The organism is Yinghuangia aomiensis (assembly GCF_039542225.1).
GTDB classification, from domain to species: domain Bacteria; phylum Actinomycetota; class Actinomycetes; order Streptomycetales; family Streptomycetaceae; genus Yinghuangia; species Yinghuangia aomiensis.
The window spans coordinates 13937-30683 of record NZ_BAABHS010000059.1 but is presented as its reverse complement, the minus strand read 5'-3'; the positions used below and the strand labels follow the sequence as shown (position 1 = coordinate 30683).

17 protein-coding genes and 1 pseudogene are annotated in these 16747 nt (G+C 72.8%); 2 read left to right on the top strand and 16 right to left on the bottom strand.

Translation table 11 applies throughout. From position 1 onward, the window contains the following. Positions 1–184 (bottom strand): annotated as a pseudogene (locus ABEA93_RS40195) (IS982 family transposase); the annotation flags it as partial. Positions 185–268: 84 nt separating this feature from the next. On the opposite strand from ABEA93_RS40195, the gene ABEA93_RS40190 reads away from it, so the two are divergent. After that, positions 269–1312: an FUSC family protein gene (locus tag ABEA93_RS40190; RefSeq protein WP_345680953.1), complete on the top strand. Its 1044-nt coding sequence runs from the start codon at positions 269–271 to the stop codon at positions 1310–1312. Positions 1313–1397: 85 nt separating this feature from the next. Here ABEA93_RS40190 and ABEA93_RS40185 read toward each other — a convergent pair whose 3' ends face one another. After that, positions 1398–2273, bottom strand: coding sequence for a DMT family transporter (locus ABEA93_RS40185; protein ID WP_345680952.1), 876 nt, complete (start codon positions 2271–2273; stop codon positions 1398–1400). Between the two features lie 125 nt (positions 2274–2398). Next, positions 2399–3574 carry an MFS transporter gene (locus tag ABEA93_RS40180; protein WP_345680951.1) on the bottom strand — a complete coding sequence of 392 codons (1176 nt, stop codon included), beginning with the start codon at positions 3572–3574 and terminating at the stop codon, positions 2399–2401. 136 nt (positions 3575–3710) lie between these two features. Here ABEA93_RS40180 and ABEA93_RS40175 point away from each other — a divergent pair, with 136 nt between their 5' ends. Then, a complete protein-coding gene (locus ABEA93_RS40175) occupies positions 3711–4661 on the top strand; it encodes a LysR family transcriptional regulator (protein ID WP_345680955.1) in 951 nt (316 codons plus the stop codon). A gap of 78 nt (positions 4662–4739) precedes the next feature. Here the strand turns inward: ABEA93_RS40175 and hypE are convergent, their stop codons facing one another. The 13 genes from hypE to ABEA93_RS40115 form a co-directional block, all read right to left on the bottom strand. Then, positions 4740–5753 carry a hydrogenase expression/formation protein HypE gene (hypE, locus tag ABEA93_RS40170; protein WP_345680954.1) on the bottom strand — a complete coding sequence of 338 codons (1014 nt, stop codon included), beginning with the start codon at positions 5751–5753 and terminating at the stop codon, positions 4740–4742. A gap of 118 nt (positions 5754–5871) precedes the next feature. Beyond that, positions 5872–6996, bottom strand: coding sequence for a hydrogenase formation protein HypD (hypD, locus tag ABEA93_RS40165; RefSeq protein ID WP_345680950.1), 1125 nt, complete (start codon positions 6994–6996; stop codon positions 5872–5874). Beyond that, complete coding sequence (locus tag ABEA93_RS40160) at positions 6993–7361, bottom strand: HypC/HybG/HupF family hydrogenase formation chaperone (RefSeq protein WP_345680949.1); 369 nt, start codon at positions 7359–7361, stop codon at positions 6993–6995. Before ABEA93_RS40160 ends, hypD begins: the two co-directional genes overlap by 4 nt. Further along, a complete protein-coding gene (hypF, locus tag ABEA93_RS40155) occupies positions 7334–9742 on the bottom strand; it encodes a carbamoyltransferase HypF (RefSeq protein WP_425585263.1) in 2409 nt (802 codons plus the stop codon). The genes ABEA93_RS40160 and hypF overlap by 28 nt, the downstream gene beginning before the upstream one ends. Positions 9743–9744: 2 nt before the next feature. Then, a complete protein-coding gene (gene hypB / locus ABEA93_RS40150) occupies positions 9745–10536 on the bottom strand; it encodes a hydrogenase nickel incorporation protein HypB (RefSeq protein ID WP_345680947.1) in 792 nt (263 codons plus the stop codon). Positions 10537–10539: 3 nt separating this feature from the next. Then, a complete protein-coding gene (gene hypA, locus ABEA93_RS40145; protein ID WP_345680946.1) occupies positions 10540–10923 on the bottom strand; it encodes a hydrogenase maturation nickel metallochaperone HypA in 384 nt (127 codons plus the stop codon). A gap of 130 nt (positions 10924–11053) precedes the next feature. Beyond that, positions 11054–11158: a DUF6893 family small protein gene (locus tag ABEA93_RS42270; RefSeq protein WP_423533771.1), complete on the bottom strand. Its 105-nt coding sequence runs from the start codon at positions 11156–11158 to the stop codon at positions 11054–11056. Further along, a complete protein-coding gene (locus ABEA93_RS40140) occupies positions 11152–11727 on the bottom strand; it encodes a hydrogenase maturation protease (RefSeq protein WP_345680945.1) in 576 nt (191 codons plus the stop codon). Before ABEA93_RS40140 ends, ABEA93_RS42270 begins: the two co-directional genes overlap by 7 nt. Continuing rightward, positions 11724–13121, bottom strand: coding sequence for a hypothetical protein (locus ABEA93_RS40135; protein WP_345680944.1), 1398 nt, complete (start codon positions 13119–13121; stop codon positions 11724–11726). Before ABEA93_RS40135 ends, ABEA93_RS40140 begins: the two co-directional genes overlap by 4 nt. Then, positions 13118–13747 carry a DUF6084 family protein gene (locus ABEA93_RS40130; RefSeq protein WP_345680943.1) on the bottom strand — a complete coding sequence of 210 codons (630 nt, stop codon included), beginning with the start codon at positions 13745–13747 and terminating at the stop codon, positions 13118–13120. The genes ABEA93_RS40135 and ABEA93_RS40130 overlap by 4 nt, the downstream gene beginning before the upstream one ends. After that, positions 13744–14388, bottom strand: a complete 645-nt coding sequence (locus tag ABEA93_RS40125) for a DUF5947 family protein (RefSeq protein WP_345680942.1) — start codon at positions 14386–14388, stop codon at positions 13744–13746. Before ABEA93_RS40125 ends, ABEA93_RS40130 begins: the two co-directional genes overlap by 4 nt. Further along, positions 14385–14918 (bottom strand): thioredoxin, encoded by a 534-nt coding sequence (locus ABEA93_RS40120; RefSeq protein WP_345680941.1) that lies wholly within the window; start codon positions 14916–14918, stop codon positions 14385–14387. Before ABEA93_RS40120 ends, ABEA93_RS40125 begins: the two co-directional genes overlap by 4 nt. Next, positions 14915–16696 carry a nickel-dependent hydrogenase large subunit gene (locus ABEA93_RS40115; RefSeq protein WP_345680940.1) on the bottom strand — a complete coding sequence of 594 codons (1782 nt, stop codon included), beginning with the start codon at positions 16694–16696 and terminating at the stop codon, positions 14915–14917. The genes ABEA93_RS40120 and ABEA93_RS40115 overlap by 4 nt, the downstream gene beginning before the upstream one ends. Positions 16697–16747 lie beyond the last annotated feature (51 nt).

Below are 16747 nucleotides of genomic sequence, written 5' to 3'. Positions count from 1 at the left end.
AGCGCCGCTCGGACGTGTAGCCGAGCAGCGCCGACATGACCGCCAGTGTGAGGAGTTCGGCGTCACTGAGCGTGGGTGCGATCCCGACTCTCGGGCGCGGCGGCGCCAGTTCCGGCGAAGCCTTCAGCGTGTCGTCGATCCGGGCATAGAGTGCAGTCGCGAGGGTGTCCATGTCTTGCGTCACAACACGACTTTGGGCGCCCTCGCTCCATGTCCGCAGGCAAACCCTTGGACTCATTCATCTAGCGGGTGAGGAGCGGAGAGGACCATGGCCACTGCGAGCGGACCGGAAGTTCACCGCGCTCCCAAGGGAAGGCTCACGGCGTGGTGGTCGAAAGTACTCGCGCGCAACCCCGCCGGGCTCAACTGGCCGCGCGGCGTCCTCGTCCTGGACATCGCGCTGGTGCCGTTGCTCCTCTTCTGGGCGATCGGGCACGAACAGTACCTTCTCAGCGCGGTGTTCGGCCTGCTCTTCGCCGTCGTGGCCGATCCGGGCGGCAGCTTCCCCCGCCGTGCGTCGCACACGGCGCTGTTCGGGCTCATCGGCGCGGGGCTGACCGCACTGGGGTTCTACGTCGGGGCGCAGTCCTGGGGTTGGCTGGCTCTGGTGGCATTCGCGGTCACGTTGGTGGCGGGGCTCGCGGCCGTGTTCGGGGCGCACCGGTATGCCGGCGCCATGCTGCTCAACATCTGGTTCGTCATCGCACTCGCGCTCTCCTCCGGCCTCCACCACGACGCCCGCATCACCAGCTATACATGGGCGCAGACGGCGGCCTGGGCCGGCGGGACCGCGCTGTGGATCGCGGTGTCGTTCCTCGGATGGCTGATCCAGGGGCGGCCGGACCGCCCCCCGCCCGTCCAGGAAATTCCGGGCGACACCGCACGCCGGAAAGTATCCGCGCCGATGGTCGTCTACGCGGCGGTCCGCGCCCTCGTCATGTTCGGCACGGTCGCGCTCGCGTTCGGACTGGAGCTGTCGCACGGCTTGTGGCTGCCGATCGCGGCGATCATCGCGATGAAGCCGAGCCTGGAGCAGTCCGCAATAGTGGGCGCCCAACGCCTGATCGGCGCGGCTGCCGGTGCCGTGGCCGCCGCGCTGCTGCTGCTGATTCCCGCGAGCGAGCACGGAGAGAGGCTGTTCGCGGTCGAGCGCGGACTCGAAGTCGTCGCGCTCGTCCTGTTCATGCACGCGGTGGCCGTGCGCTTCTGGAGCTACACGGTCTACACCGCGGCCGTGGCCGCCGCCGTGCTCGTTCTGATGGACCTGCCGCAGCCCTCCGATTACCAGGCCGAGGGCTATCGGGTGCTGTAGACGTTCTGCGGCGTGGCGTTCGGCGTGCTCGTCATGCTCCTCACCGGTCTGCTCGGCAAACGGAGAGCCCGCAAGGCGGCACCGGTCAGTGGATCTCGGAGCTGATCCGCGGATCGGTTTCGGTGGCCGGCCGGGGCAGCTGCCGTGCCAGCTCGGCACAACCCGCCGCGATGGCCGCCAAGGCCGCGATCTCGGGCAGCAGCCACCAGCCGAGCCGGATGTGCTCGGAGAAGAGCACCACGCCGAACACCGTGCTGAGCAGCGCGTCGCCGAGCGTCAGCATCGGCTGCGACGCCACCAACGATCCGGCCTGGAGGGCGTTCTGCAGCAGGAACACCGCGCCCAGGCCGACCGCGGCGGTCGCGTACACCTGCCAGGACGTGGCGAGGTGGGCGATGCCGCCGTGGCGTTGCGCGGTGGCGTCCTTGAGGAGCGCGGCCGTGAGCGCGTAGCCGAATGCCGCGGCAAGCCCGAACAGCGCGGCCCTGGGTTCCCCGGGGAAACGGATTCCGGCGGCCGTCAGCACCAGGATCGCGCCGCCCGTGCCGACCAGCGCCGGACCCCACTCCCAGCCGGGCACGCCCGCCGTCCCGCCGCTCGGCGCCGCGGCGGCCAATCCGAGGGCGAGCCCGCCGGTCACCGCGGCAATCGCCCACCAGGTGCCGCGGCCGAGGGGGTGCCGGAAGACCCAGGCGCCCAGCAGGATCGTGCCCGGCAGTTCGATGACGAAGATCGGCTGCACGACCGAGATCGGGCCGGTCGCCAGCGCCACCGCCTGGAATGCCGCAGCGAGCACCACCAGGAAGATCCCGGCCAGCCAGGCGGGACGGCGCAGCAGTGCGCCGATGAGCGACACATGCAGCGCCTTGTCGTCGCCCACGGTCATCGCGGCACGGCGCTGCAGCACCGATGCGGTGCCGTTGCTGAGCGAGGTCAGGATGGCGAAGATCACGCAGACCACGGACCGATGCTCGCACGAGCCGGCCGGGAGGCGGGGAAGGACACGGCCGGGCGTTCGGGGTGTCGCGGGGATGCGCCGGTCCACGGTCGGGTTGTCCGCGGCGGTCCGGTGCGGCCCTGCGCCGGTCACGTGTCGGTGGTGCGGCGGCGCGTGACCGCCAGCGTCGCGGCGGCCGCGGCGGCGAGTGCGCCGCCCAGGTACATGACCGAGGCGGCGCCGCGGCCGTCCGCGAGGCGGCCGCCCGCGAAGGCACCCGCGGCTATGGCGATGTTGAAGACGGCGACGAGCAGGGCGGAAGCCGCCTCGCGGGCGTGGGGCACGGCGGCGAGCAGCCAGGTCTGCACGGACACGGAGACACCGCCGTAGGCGATCCCCCACAGCACCAGTAGCCCGGCGGCCGCGGCTGTCGAGTCGCCGAGGGCGGGGACGAGGACCGCAGTGACGGACAACAGCCCGGCCAGGACGAGGAGCGTGCCCCGCGCGGAGCGCGTCGCGCCGTACCCGGCCGCGAAGTTGCCGACGATACCGGCGACTCCGTAGACCAAGAGCAGTGCGCCCACCAGGTCACTCCGGACGCCCGACACTTCCTCCAGCACCGGGCGCACGTATGTGTACGCCGCGAAGTGCCCGGTCACCAGAAGCGCGACGACCGCCAAGGCGACCCGCACCCGGCCCTCGGCGAGCGGCTCGGCCAACCGCGGACGCGCGGCCTCCGGAGGAAGCGGCGGGAGGACCGCGGCAAGCGCCGCGGCGACACCCAGGCCGAGTATCCCGGCCGCCACGAAGGCGGCACGCCACCCGAGGAGTTCCCCCACGTACGCACCGGCGGGCACGCCCAGGACCGAGGCCACGGCGATGCCGCTGAACACGAGCGATGTGGCGGTACCGACGGACTTCGCCGCAACCAGACGCACCGCGATGCCCGCCGCGAGCGCCCACACCCCGCCCATGCCGACGCCCACCAGCAGCCGCGCCGCGGTCAGCACCGCGAATCCCGGCGCCCACGCACTCAGCAGGTTGCCGGCACCGACCAGCGCCATGAGGAGGCACAGGAGCCGCCGCCTGTCGTGGCGTGCGAACAGCGGGGCCAGGGACGGCGCGGCGGCGGCCGCCGACAGACCGGTCACGGTCAGCGCGAGTCCGGCCGTGCCCTCGGTCACGCCGAGCGACGCGCCGATCGGGCTGAGCAGGCCGACGGGCAGCATTTCGGAGGTGACCACGGTGAACGTGGCGGCGGCCACGACCGCGACGGCGGACCAGCCGCGGCCCACGGATGCACCGACTTGATCGACAAGAGCCATGCCCCCAGGCAACCGGCAGCCGAGCGGAGGAACAACGGGCGATCTCTCATGCTTTCCATAAGCGCGGCTCATCGATCGTGACCGCGCCGCCGGTCGGCGGCTCCAGGAAGGGGACGCCGTGGCCCAAGGCATCGACATGCGGGAGATCGAGGCGTTCCTGGTCTTGGCCGAGGAACTGCACTTCGGGCGCGCCGGGGAACGCCTGTACATCTCGCAGAGCCGGGTCAGCCAGCTCCTCCGCGCACTCGAACGCCGCGTCGGCGGCGAACTGGTCGAGCGTACGAGCCGTCGCGTGCGCCTGACCCCGCTCGGCGGGCGCTTCCTCGCGTCGCTGGCGCCCGCGTACACGGCGCTGCACGCCGCCGTGGACGACGCCCGGTGGGCGGCGGCGGGCGGCGGAGTGCTGCGCCTCGGCTTCCAGGGGACGGCCGACGACCAGGTCATGGATGCGGTCGCGCTCTTCGAGTCCCGGCACCCCGGCGGCACCGTGGAGATCACCGAGGTGCCGCTGAGCGACCCCTTCGGACAGGTGCGCCGCGGCGAGGTCGATGCGGCGATCGTCCTGCTCCCCGCGGAGGAGCCCGGCATCGCGGTCGGCCCGGTCTTCTCCCGTCGGCAGCAGAGCCTGGCGGTGCCCGCCGGGCATCCCGTCGCGGGCCGGGCGTCGGTCGACGCCGAGGACATCGCCGCATTCGAGCTGATCGGATTCGCGGGCCCGGCCCCCGACTACTGGCGGCGGGCGAACGCCCCGGCGCGCACGCCCCGGGGACGGGACATCCCGCGGGGCCCGGCCGTGCGGACCCTGCAGGAGGGGCTCACGGCGGTCGCGGCGAACCGCGGCGTGATGCTGCTGTGCCAGACCACCGCGGAGTACCACGCCCGGCGGGCCCTGTCCTTCGTGCCGGTGGACGGTCTGCCGGAATCCGCACTCGCCCTGGTCTGGCCGGGCAGTCCGGTGCGTGCGTCCGCGGCCGTCTCGGCGTTCGCACGGGCGCTGGCGGACCGGACGGCCGCCGACACCCACCCCGCACCGCCCTCCCCCGCTTCCCCCGTGCCGTCCATGCGGGCGAACCACGCCAACGTGTGACGGCCCCGCACGCACAGGGGCGGTACGGCCTCGGCCGTACCGCCCCTGGTGATCGCGCTCCACGCGAAGGGCTTGCGCTCAGCAGATCCGCGGGAGTTGCTCCCCCAACGGGAGGTCGACCACGCGCGTGCCGCCGAAGGCGGTCCGGGTCACGACCATGCCGTGGTGGTCGTCCACGCACTCGCCGACGACCGCGGCGCGGGCACCGAGCGGATGAGCCCGCATCGCGGCCAGCACGGCATCGGCCTGGTCCCGCGGCACGAAGGCGACGAGCTTGCCCTCGTTGGCGACGTACATCGGGTCCAGGCCGAGGATCGCGCACGCGCTGGCGACCTGGTCCGGGACGGGGATCGCGCGTTCCCGCAGCGCGACCCCGACTCCCGCCGCCGCGGCGATCTCGTTGACCGCCGCGCCCAGCCCGCCGCGGGTGGGGTCGCGCAGGACGTGGATGTCCGGCGTGACCGCGAGCATCGCCCCGACCAGGCCGCCGAGCGCGGCGCAGTCGCTCTCCACCCGGGCGCCGAACTCCAGGCCTTCGCGCACGCTCATGATCGCCACGCCGTGCAGGCCGATCTCCCCGCTCACGATGACCACGTCGCCCGGCACCGCGCGCTGCGGCCGGATGTCGACGCCGGCCGGGACGAGCCCGATGCCGGCCGTGTTGACGTACACGCCGTCGCCGCGCCCGGACTCGACGACCTTGGTGTCGCCGGTGACGATCTCCACCCCGGCCGCGCGCGCCGCCGCCCCCATGGTCTCGGCGATCCGGCCGACCACGGCCGTCTCGACGCCCTCTTCGAGGATGAACCCGCACGACAGGTACGCCGCCCGGGCCCCGCTCATGGCCAGGTCGTTCACGGTGCCGTTGACCGCGAGGTCGCCGATGCAGCCGCCGGGGAAGAACAGCGGCCGGACGACGTACGAGTCGGTGGAGAACGCCAGCCGGGCACCGCCGAGGTCCACGGTTGCCGAGTCGGCGAGCGCCGCCAGGGTCGCGCCGCCGAACGCCGGGGCGAACAAGTTGGCCACCAGTTCGGCGGACATCGCGCCGCCGCCGCCGTGGCCCATCACCACACGGGGGTGGTCGCGCAGCGGGACCGGGCAGCTCCAGCCGGAGAAATCCGGCGCCGGCGCGGCGCCGGGGACGGTCGCGGTGCCAGGAACGGACGCGGTGCCGGTAGTGGTGCCGGTCGCGGTGCCTGTCGTGGTGTCAGCCAACGGGGCTCGCCTCCCGGTTCGCCGCCGGGGTGCCGAGCCGCCGGTACAGGTAGTACGCGGCGCACGCACCCTCGCTGGACACCATCGTGGCGCCGAGCGGGGTACGCGGCGTGCAGGTCGTGCCGAACGCCTCGCACTCGTGCGGCTTGAGCAGCCCCTGCAGCACCTCGCCGCTGCGGCACGCGCTCGGCTCGCACGTGGTGATCCCGGTGACGTCGAAGCGGTGTTCGGCGTCCTGGTCGCGGTACTTGTCGGCGAGCCGCCAGCCGCTCTGCGGGATCACGCCGATGCCGCGCCACGCCCGGTCGGTCACTTCGAAGACGTCCTCGAGCATCGCGCGCGCCGCGGGATTGCCCTCGGGGCGGACCGCGCGCGGGTACGCGTTGTCCACGGTGTGCTCCCCGCGCTCCAACTGCCGCACGGTCCGGCGCACGCCTTCGAGGATGTCCAGCGGCTCGAACCCGGTGACCACGATCGGCACCCGGAACTTCTCGGCCAGCCCCGGGTACTCCTCCATGCCCATGACACTGCACACGTGCCCCGCGGCCAGGAAGCCCTGGACGCGGCACTCCGCCGAGGTCATGATCGCCTCGATGGCCGGCGGCACCCGCACGTGCGAGACCAGCATGCTGAAGTTGCGGATGTCCTGCTTGCGGGCCTGGTGGACCGCCATCGCGTTGGGCGGCGCCGTGGTCTCGAACCCGATGCCGAAGAACACGACCTCGCGGTGCGGGTTCTCCCGCGCGATGTCCAGCGCGTCCAACGGCGAGTACACGACCCGCACGTCGCCGCCCTCGCCGCGCACCCGGAACAGGTCGCGGTCGGTGCCCGGCACGCGCAGCATGTCACCGAACGAGCAGAAGATCACCTCCGGCCGCGACGCGATCTCCATGGCCTTGTCGATGACTTCGAGCGGCGTCACGCACACCGGGCAGCCCGGGCCGTGGATCAGCTCGACCTCGTCCGGCAGCAACTGGTCGATGCCGTGCCGGATGATCGTGTGCGTCTGGCCGCCGCACACCTCCATGAGGGCCCACGGCCGGGTGACCGTGGCCCGGATGTCATCCAGGAGGCCCTTGGCGAGGTCGGGATTCTGAAACTCCGCAAGGTACTTCACCGGTCCGCCTCCGCACCCGCCGCCGCGGCCGATGCCGCACCCGCGCCCTCTGCCGCCGCCACCGCATCCGCCGCGGCCCACTCCAGGGCCGGGCCGGCGGCCTCGGCCGCCTCCCACGGATCGCCGAACTCTTCCTGCAGCAAGCCCAGTTCCTCGAAGAGTCCCAGGGTCTTGCGCGCCGACTCCTCGTCGAGGCGCTGCAGCGCGAAACCGACGTGCACGATCGCGTACTCGTCGACTTGGAGGTCCGGCAGGTACTCCAGGCAGACGTCCTTCTCGACGCCGCCGAAGTCCATCACCGCCATGCGGGTGCCGTCGTCCCGCTCCAGGATCCGCTTCACCCTGCCGGGCACTGCCAGGCACATGGGCTTTCCTCCTCGTCGGCGGCCGCGCGGGCCGCCACCATCAACTGGCCGAGTGCCAGTCCTCCGTCGTTCGGCGGGACAGCCCGGTGCCGCACCACCGTGAACCCGTCCGCGCGCAGCACGCGCGCGCAGGCGGACGCCAGGACCGCGTTGCCGAAGACGCCGCCGGACAGCGCGGCCGTCGAGGTCCCGTACCGTTCACGGGCGGCCCGGCAGACGCGGACCACCAGGTCCGCGACGGCCGTGTGGAACCGCGTCGCGATCTCGCCGGTTCTCGCGCCCGCGCGTACGTCCGCCGCGACGGCGGCCAGCAGCGGCCCGGGATCGGCACTCAACGGGGTTTCCGCATAGCGGAGTTCGAAGCGGTAGCCGTCCGCGGCGCCGTCGGCGCCGCGTTCCCCGGCGCCGTTGCGCAGCGCCGCCGCCTCCAGCTCGATCGCCGCCTGGGCCTCGTACTCGCTGTGGTGGCAGACCCCGGCGAGCGAGGAGACGGCGTCGAAGAGGCGTCCCATGCTCGACGTCGGCACGCAATGGAGATTGAGGTCCAACTGCTGTCTCAGCAGCACGAGTTCATCGGCCGGACAGGCTTGCACGCAGGGCAGGTCGGGGGCCCAGTCGAGGCCCGCGGCGTACAGGTGCGCCAGGGCCATCCGGTACGGCCGCCGCACCGCCGCGTCGCCGCCCGGGAGCGGGACATATGCCACGTGCGCGAAGCGGTCGAAGCCCGCGTAGTCCGCCACCAGGATCTCGCCGCCCCACACGGCGCCGTCCGTGCCGTACCCGGTGCCGTCGAAGGCGACACCGACGACCGGGGAGCGGCCGTCCAGCCCGTTCTCGGCCATGACGGACGCGATGTGCGCGTGGTGGTGCTGGACTCCGCGCACGAGGCCTTCGCCGGCGTGGCGCTGCGCCCGCTGCGCGGAGCGGTAGCGCGGGTGCAGGTCGGCGACCACGCGTTCGGGGACGACGCCGGTGACGGCGCCGAGTTGCTCCACCGCGCGGTCGAACGCGCGCAGCGTCGCGAGGTCGTCCATGTCGCCGATGTGGCCGGACAGCCAGGCGCGTTCGCCCTCGGCCAGGGCGAGCACGCATTTGAGGTCCCCGCCCACCGCGAGCGACGGGACAACCGGGAGCGGCAGCGCGAGGGGCAGCGGAGCCCAGCCGCGCGAGCGGCGTACCGGCGACGGCGCGCCGTCGACCACCCGCAGCACCGAGTCGTCGCAGGGGACATGGATGGGCCGGTCGTGCGTGAGCCACCCGTCGACCAGCGGCGCCAGCTTGTCGAGGGCCTCGGCGTCGTCCGTGACGATCGGTTCGCCGGACAGGTTCGCGCTGGTCAGCACCAGCAGGGTCGGCCCCGGGGCATCGCCGGGGAGACCGAGCAGCAGATGGTGGACGGGGGCGTACGGCAGCATGACGCCCAGATCGGGGCAACGTGGCGCGACGTGGTCGAGGGCTGCGGCCGTACGCGCGTCGCGGCTCGCGGGGGCGGTCCTGTGCCGGCGGCGCAGCAGGACGATGGGACGCTCGGGGCCCGTCAGCAGCGCCCGTTCGGGCTCGTCGGCCTCGACCCACGGGGCGATCTCGTCGAGGTCGCGGGCCAGAACGGCGAAGGGCTTGTCGCCGCGGTTCTTCCGGCGCCGCAGTCCGGCGACGGCATCCGGGTTCCTGGCATCGCACGCGAGGTGGTAGCCGCCGATGCCCTTCACCGCGAGGATCGCGCCGTCGGCGAGCATCGCCCGGGCCGCGACGACCGCGGCGTCTCCCTCCCGCACGGAGGCGTCCGGTACGACGAGCGACAGCCGGGGGCCGCACGCGTGGCAGGCGATCGGCTGGGCGTGGAAGCGCCGGTCGGCCGGGTCGGCGTACTCGCGCGCGCAGTCCGGGCACATCGCGAAGCCGGCCATCGTGGTGGCCGCGCGGTCGTACGGGAGTCCCGTCACGATCGTGTAGCGGGGCCCGCAGTTGGTGCAGGTGATGAAGGGGTGGCGGTGCCGCCGGTCGGCGGGATCGGCGAGTTCGGCCAGGCAGTCCGCGCAGGTGGCGGTGTCGGGCGGGCACAGCGTACGCGCGGTCCCTTGGACGGTCGGGGCGATCGCGAAGCCCGCCGCGCCGACCGGGGTGAGCGGCTCGGCGACCACCGACGCGACGCGGGCCAACGGTGGGGCCTCGGAGCGGATGCGCGTGCAGAAGAGGTCCAGCACCTCGGCCGGGCCTTCGATCTCCACGAGGACTCCGTCACCGGTATTGGTGACGTGCCCGTCCAGCCCGAGACCGGTGGCGAGTGCGTACACGAAGGGGCGGAAGCCGACGCCCTGCACCACACCGCCGACGACCACCCGGCGCCGCTCGCGGACTGCCGTGCCGCGCTCCTGACTCAGCGTCAAGACAGTTCCCCGACCGCCAGGTTCGGCCGCGGCCGGGAGGGCGCGTGGACGTGGTCGGCTTCGTGGCCGCGCGCGTCCGTACAGCCGGTGTGCGGCACCGGCTCATTCGCCATCACCGGGTGGTGCGGTTCGGCTCCCTCCGCCACCGCGACGGCGCGCTGCAGCAGTTCCCCGACGCCTTGCCCCTTGCGTGCCGAGGTGAACACCACCTCCACACCGGGATTCACCCGCCGGACGTTCGCCAGGAAGGCCGCCTCGTCGAATTCCGCCGCCGCGGCCAGATCCGCCTTCGTCACCACCACCAGGTTCGCCAGTCCGAAGGCCGTGGGGTATTTGAGCGGCTTGTCCTCGCCCTCGGTCACCGACATCAGCGCCACGCGGAGCCGTTCGCCGAGGTCGTACGAGGCCGGGCACACCAGGTTCCCGACGTTCTCCACGAACACCAGCCGTGTGCCGTCCGTCAGCCAGCCGTCCAACTGGCCGCGCAGCATGGACGCTTCCAGGTGGCACAGCCCATCGGTGAGCACCTGTTTGACCGGAACTCCCGACCGGGCCAGCCGCGTCGCGTCGTTCTCCGTCGCGAGGTCCGCCGTCAATGCGGCGACCGCGAGGCCGCGCTCCCGCGCCCGGGTCAGCTCGGCCTCCAACAGCGCCGTCTTGCCGCTCCCCGGGCTCGACAGCAGATTGACCACCACCGTCCCGCGCGCCGCCAGCTCTTCCCGCAGCTCGGCGGCGCTTCCGTCGTTGCGGGCCAGCAGTGCCAGCCGAAGCTCATGGGTGCGGCACATGGCTCAGCCCTTCCGGTCCGCGGACGCGGCGTACGCCGGCCCGTCGGCCCACTCGACGGCGGTGATCCGCAGTTCGCGTCCGTGCGACAACTCGACGTTCGTCCCGCCGCAGCAGCGGCAGGCCAGATCCGGCGGGGCCCCGACCGCGAACTCGGCCGCGCAGTCGCGGCACCGTGCCCGGGCGGGCACCGTCTCGACGACCAGCCGGGCACCCTCCAACGGCGTGCCCTCCCGCGCAAGCTCGAACGCGAAGTCCAAGGCGTCCGCCACCACACCCGCCAGCTCGCCGATCTGGACGTGCACGGCCAGCGCGCGCTCCCGGCCGTCGGCCCGGGCCGCCTCGGCGACATGGTCGACCAGGGCCAGCGCGACGGACATCTCGTGCATCGGCCTCACTCCCTGGGCGGTTCGGCGAGCGGACGCGTCTATTAGAGGCGCCCGCCCGCCCTCCGACCCCCACGACGCGTCCGCCACGCCCGCAGCACCACCCGTTCGCAGCAGGGGGACGCACGCGGGCTCACATCTGGCGGATCTTGAGGTAGCGCTTCAGCTCGGGGAGGTTGCGGACGACGGCGACGGCGGCCGCGGCGGCGACGCTCAGGACGACGAGTTTCTTCAGCACGGTGCTGCCTTTCTGTCTGCTTCGGTCTCCGCGGCCGACACGTCGCCGCGCGGCGTGTCCGGGGTCGGTACGTCGCCGTGCAGGAGCCGGCGGACCAGGGCGGCGGCTTCGCCGACGGCCGCCGCGACGGCCGGGCTGAGGCCGATGCCCTCGTCGAGGGACTCGGGTTCGCAGCCGACGACCAGAATCCGCGCGGGCGGTTCGGTGCCGGTTCCGGCGGCGAGCGTGCCGAGGAGGGCGAGGACGGCGTCCGGGCCCATGCGGTGGCCGTCGAGCAGCGGCTCGTCGGCCGCGGACTCCACGGGGCCCGCCTCGGGTTCGATCAGGTACACGGTGCCCGGCGGGCCGCCTCGCGCGGCCGCGTCGACAAGGATGAGCGTGTGGTAGCCCTCGAGGACCTGGTAGGCGAGGTGCACGCCGCGCACGCCGAAGTCGACGGCCTCGACGTGGTCCGGCAGTTCGCCCGCGGACACGCTGCGCAGCGTCTCGACGCCGAAACCGTCGTCGCTCAGGAAGATGTTGCCGATCCCGGCCACCAGGACGCGGCCGGGCGTGGCGGAAGCACTCATCCGGCGGCCTCCGGTACGGGCGCGATCTCGTCGGGCTGGAAGTACCGGAACCGTCCCTGGGCGCGCCACAGGTCGGCGCCCGGGTCGCCGTCGACGGTCACCGCGACGTGCACCGCGCCGTCCACGTCGTGCAGGACGGCCTCGACCAGCGCGGTCCGCCCGTGCAGGAACGCGTCCTGCGCGTCGGTGCGCCGCTGCCCCGGGCGCAAGACCACCCGGCTGCCCGCGGCCACGTGTACGCCGTCGACCACCACGTGGTCGGTCTCGGGGTCCACATGGGGGTCGCCCCCCGGGTCCCACCACGGGGTCTCCGGCCGTTCGGTCGCGGCCGCCCGGGTGTCGGTGACCTCGCGCAGCGCCCGGACGGCGCCGTGCAGCCGGTCCAGCACCTCGGGCGGGAGGGAGTCGGCGAGGTCCACGACCGCGCCGGCGCGCGCGTCGGTGCCGCGTGCCTCGCGCTTCTCCTCGTCGGTCAGCGCCGCGGTGCGCAGGGCGAGGATCTCGTCGATCTCGGTGGCGTCGTAGAGCACGCCGGGACTCTCCGGCGCCACCTGCGGGCGGTCCTCGAGGATGATGGGCGAGGCGAGCATGACGTCGTCGCGTCCCGGTCCGTCCACGAGCACCGGCCAGCAGTGCTCGTTGCGGCACTCCGCGACGGCGGCCATGGCCCACTCGGGCGGGTCGGTGACGGACACGAACGAGCCGGGCGCCAGGCCCAGCAGCACGTGGGCGGAGATGAGGGAGTGCGCGAGCGCGTCGTCGCGCTCCGCGCCGTCGTGCGGAGCCCATGCGGAGGTGTTGGCGACCACCGCCGACAGCCGCAAGGCCGCGTACGGGCCGGGTACTTCCGTGGCGCTGAGGCGGATGACGCCTTCGACACGCTCACGTCGGTACAGCAGACGGCCGACGAGAACGCCGTCCTCGTGCACCGCTTCCTCGTCGTCGGCGGCCGCGAGCGAGAAGGGGTGCTCGATGCCGTCTCCGCGCAGATCGGCCACCGGTACGTCGACGACGACGCGTTCCTCGACGCCCTCGTCCCACGGAACCAGGCGCCGGTCCCGCAGCTCGAGCGCCTCGGCGGGACCGAACGTGCCGTCCTCGGCGGCGCGTTGCACGGTGCGCCGCCGGGTGCGCAGGAACCGCAGCTCGACGGCGAGACGCGCGTCCGCGCCGCGCGGTTCGACGAGGCATTCGGTGCGCTGGTACGCGTGCTCGGCCCGGTCGACGCCGTAGCCGGGCGGGACCAGGACGCCGAACTGCCAGCGCAGCCGGTTCTTCGCCGCGGAGGCGCGGTAGGGGTAGAGGACGTAGCCCTCGAAGAGCACCGCGTCGGCGATCTGGCGGGCCGCGGCGAAGCGTTCCTCGACATCGGCCGGCAGCACGGGGGCGGTCACCGGGCGTTCGCCTCGACCAGTTCGCACACGGCCGCCTCCACCGTCGGGAGCGCGCGGCGCGAGCGGTAGGCCATCAGTGCGTCCATCACGTCGGCCGGCAGCCGCACCCAGCCGCAGCCGGGGAAGTGCTGCTCCATCATGTCGCGCCACACCTTCACCGGCATGCGGACGCGCGCTTCCTGGTCCCAGCCGACGGGCGCGACCTGGAATCCGGCCGGACCGGAGAAGACCGTGCCGGAGAACAGCAGGAGCAGCGACGCGTCGCCGACCTCCAGGGCCCGCAGGTAGCGCGTCGAGGCGATGTCCATGTCGTACGTGCACGGCACCGGCATGTCGATGTCGGTCTCGCCGGTGAACGACGGGACCATCAGCGAAACCTGCGCGAACTGCACCGGGTTCATCGAGGTCGCCCAGCGCGAGCGCTCGCCGAACAAGTCCCCCAGTCCCGCACCTTCGGTGTCCGAGTAGGAACGCCGTGCCGGTTCGATGCGCAACTGGCAGCGCAGCGCCAGCGCATGCACGCGCTCGCCCTCGGATGCGGTGATGCGCAGCCGGAACACCAGGGTGGGCCCGGCCGCGTACGGATCTGCGCGCACCTCGGTGCACGCGAAGGAAACGCCGGTCACGCGGACTCCCGAGCGGCGAGTTGGTGGGCGCGGTCGGCCAGCCGGCCGAAGAACGCGTCGAGTTCGGAGCGGGCGACGGAGCCGCCGTCGAAGCCGTGCCAGTGCAGCCGCATGCGGCCGACGAGTTCGTAGCAGGCGTCGACAGGCACGAGGTAGCAGTCGACCCGGTCGCCGTCGCGGCGCAGCAGCAGCGCCTCGACGGAGGGTTCCAGCAGCCCGGCCAGGCGCGTGGCCTGTCGCAGGTTCCGCCAGGCGTCGTCGTCGGCTTGGCTTTCGGTGGCCCCGGCGGGGCTGGGGTAGAACAGGACGGCGCGGTCCTGCGCGGCGTCGCGCAGGACGAACGCGGTCCCCACCGGAATGCCGAGCGCGGCCCAGACGGCGGTGTCGAGACGGTGGTCGGGGTCGACCAGGACGCGGTTCGGCAGCGAGCGGAACCGCCCGCCGGCCGCGCCCGGCCGGTCGAAGAGCATCGCGCAGGCGCCGCAGCAGCAGGCCAGGGCCCGGCGCTCGACGTCGGCCAAGTGCCGGTGCTCGGAGGGTAGTTGGACTCCACACAAGGCGCAGGCGTCGTGCGGGGGTGCCGCGGGGGTGCGCAGCCGGCGCAGGAGCGCGGCCCCCGAGCCGGGAGAGCTGCCGCTCACCGAGCGCTCTCCACGGCACGGTGTGCGGCGTCCACGGGTTCGCCGCGGCGCGCCGGCTCCGGCGGCCGGACGCCGATCTGCAGCAGCTTCGGCGGCTCGGCGACCTCGACGGAGGCCACCTCCGGCGCATGGCACGCGAGGACGCCTTCGACGGCCTCGCGCTCCGCCGCGCCGCCGCAGCCGCACCCGCCCTCGCCGCCGCCCCGCCGGCGCAGCCGCAGAACGCCGGTGTCGGCATCGAACTCCGCGATGTCCAAGGACTGTTCGGGAAGCGCCGAGATCGCCCGGGTGATCCGGGCGGCGACGTCCTCGGGGTGCAGGTCGTGCAGCACCAGCAGCCCGGCCACCGTCGGGTCGTCCAGCAGCGGTTCCAGCGCGTCGCCCGGCAGCAGCCGGACGACCGCCGCCAGGCCTTCGCCGTAGAACGCCATCATCTCGCGCACCAGGTCCTCGGCGGCGGCCTGGGCCCCGGTGCCGGTCAGCCGGTCCAGGGCCTCCTGGACCCGGAGACCCGTCTGCTCGGCCGTCATCCGCCGAGTCCGCTGAGGCCGGTGGGGACGTGGAGCTGCTTGTGCGTGCGGCCGTTGCCGACGTACATGTGCACGCCGCACGGCAGGCACGGGTCGAAGCTGCGCACGGCGCGCATGATGTCGATGCCCTTGAAGTTCTCCGGGCTGTTCTCCTCGAAGATCGGGGTGTTCTGCACCGCGTCCTCGTACGGCCCCGGAGTCCCGTAGCTGTCGCGCACGCTCGCGTTCCACGGCGTGGGCGGGTACGGGTGGTAGTTCGCGATCTTGCCGTCGCGGATCACCATGTGGTGCGACAGCACACCGCGCACCGCCTCGGTGAAGCCGCAGCCGATGCTCTCGTCCGGAACCTCGAACCGCTCCCAGGTCTGGCTGCGCCCGGCGCGGACCTCGGCGAGCGCCTTCTCCGCGAAGTGCAGTGCGGCCGCGGCCGCGTACGCCTGGAAGTAGGTGCGCGCCCGGTTGCGTTCGATGGCGTTGCTCCACTGCGGGATCTTCCACTCGAACGTGACCTCGGGCTTGGTCATCGACTTCGGCAGGTTGATCTGCACGCTGTGCCCGGTCGCCTTGATGTACCCGATGTCGACCAGCCCGGACAGCGCCGTCGACCACAGGCGCGCGATCGGGCCGCCGCCGGTGTCCAGCGCCAGGTAATCGGTGCCGTCGAACCAGCGCGGCGACATGACCCAGCTGTACTTGTCGTCGAAGTTGCGCTTCTGCGGGGCCGGGATGGTGTGCTGGTTCCACGGGTGCCGCGGGTCGACCGGGTTGCCGAGCGGGTCGTGCGTGACGAACTGCTCCTGGCCCTCCCAGTCCTGGTAGTACGAACTGCCCAGCAGGATGCGGATGCCCAGGTTGATGCGGGTCAGGTCGTTGGTGACCAGCTTCCCGTCCACGATGACGCCGGGGGTGACGAACATGCGCCGGCCCCAGTCGGTCATGTTCGCGTAGGTGAAGTCGCAGTGGTCCGGGTCGTTGAGGCTGCCCCAGCAGCCGAGCAGGATCCGGCGGCGGCCGACCTCCTCGTACCCGGGCAGCGCCTGGTAGAAGAAGTCGAACAGGTCGTCGTGCAGCGGGACGACCTTCTTCATGAACTCGACGTACCGCATCAGGCGCGTGAGGTAGTCGGTGAACAACTGCACGGACGCGACCGTGCCGACACCGCCCGGGTACAGCGTGGACGGGTGGACGTGCCGCCCCTCCATCAGGCAGAACATCTCGCGCGTGTAGCGGCTTACCTGCAGCGCCTCGCGGTAGAACTCGCCCTCGATGGGGTTGAGCGAGCGCATGATGTCGGCGATGGTGCGGTAGCCGTGCTCGGCGGCGTGCGGCGCCTCGGTGCGCTCTGCCTGCTCCAGCACGCCGGGGTTTGTCTCGCGGACCATGCGCTCGCAGTAGTCGACCCCGACCAGGTTCTCCTGGAAGATGTTGTGGTCGAACATGTACTCGGCGGCCTCGCCGAGGTTGATGATCCACTCGCCGAGGTGCGGGGGCTTCACGCCGTACGCCATGTTCTGCGCGTACACCGAGCACGTGGCGTGGTTGTCGCCGCAGATGCCGCAGATGCGGCTGGTGATGAAGTGCGCGTCGCGCGGGTCCTTGCCGCGCATGAAGACGCTGTAGCCGCGGAAGACCGACGAAGTGCTGTAGCACTCGGCGACCTTCTTCTGCTTGAAGTCGATCTTGGTGTGGATGCCGAGGCTGCCCACGATCCGGGTGATCGGATCCCAGGACATCTCGACAAGGCCGCTGCCGTCCCCGGCCGTGGTCGTCGGTGCCATTGCGTTCGTGCTGCCTTTCGTGCCGGGAGGTGTCAGCGTGCGGAGCCGGTG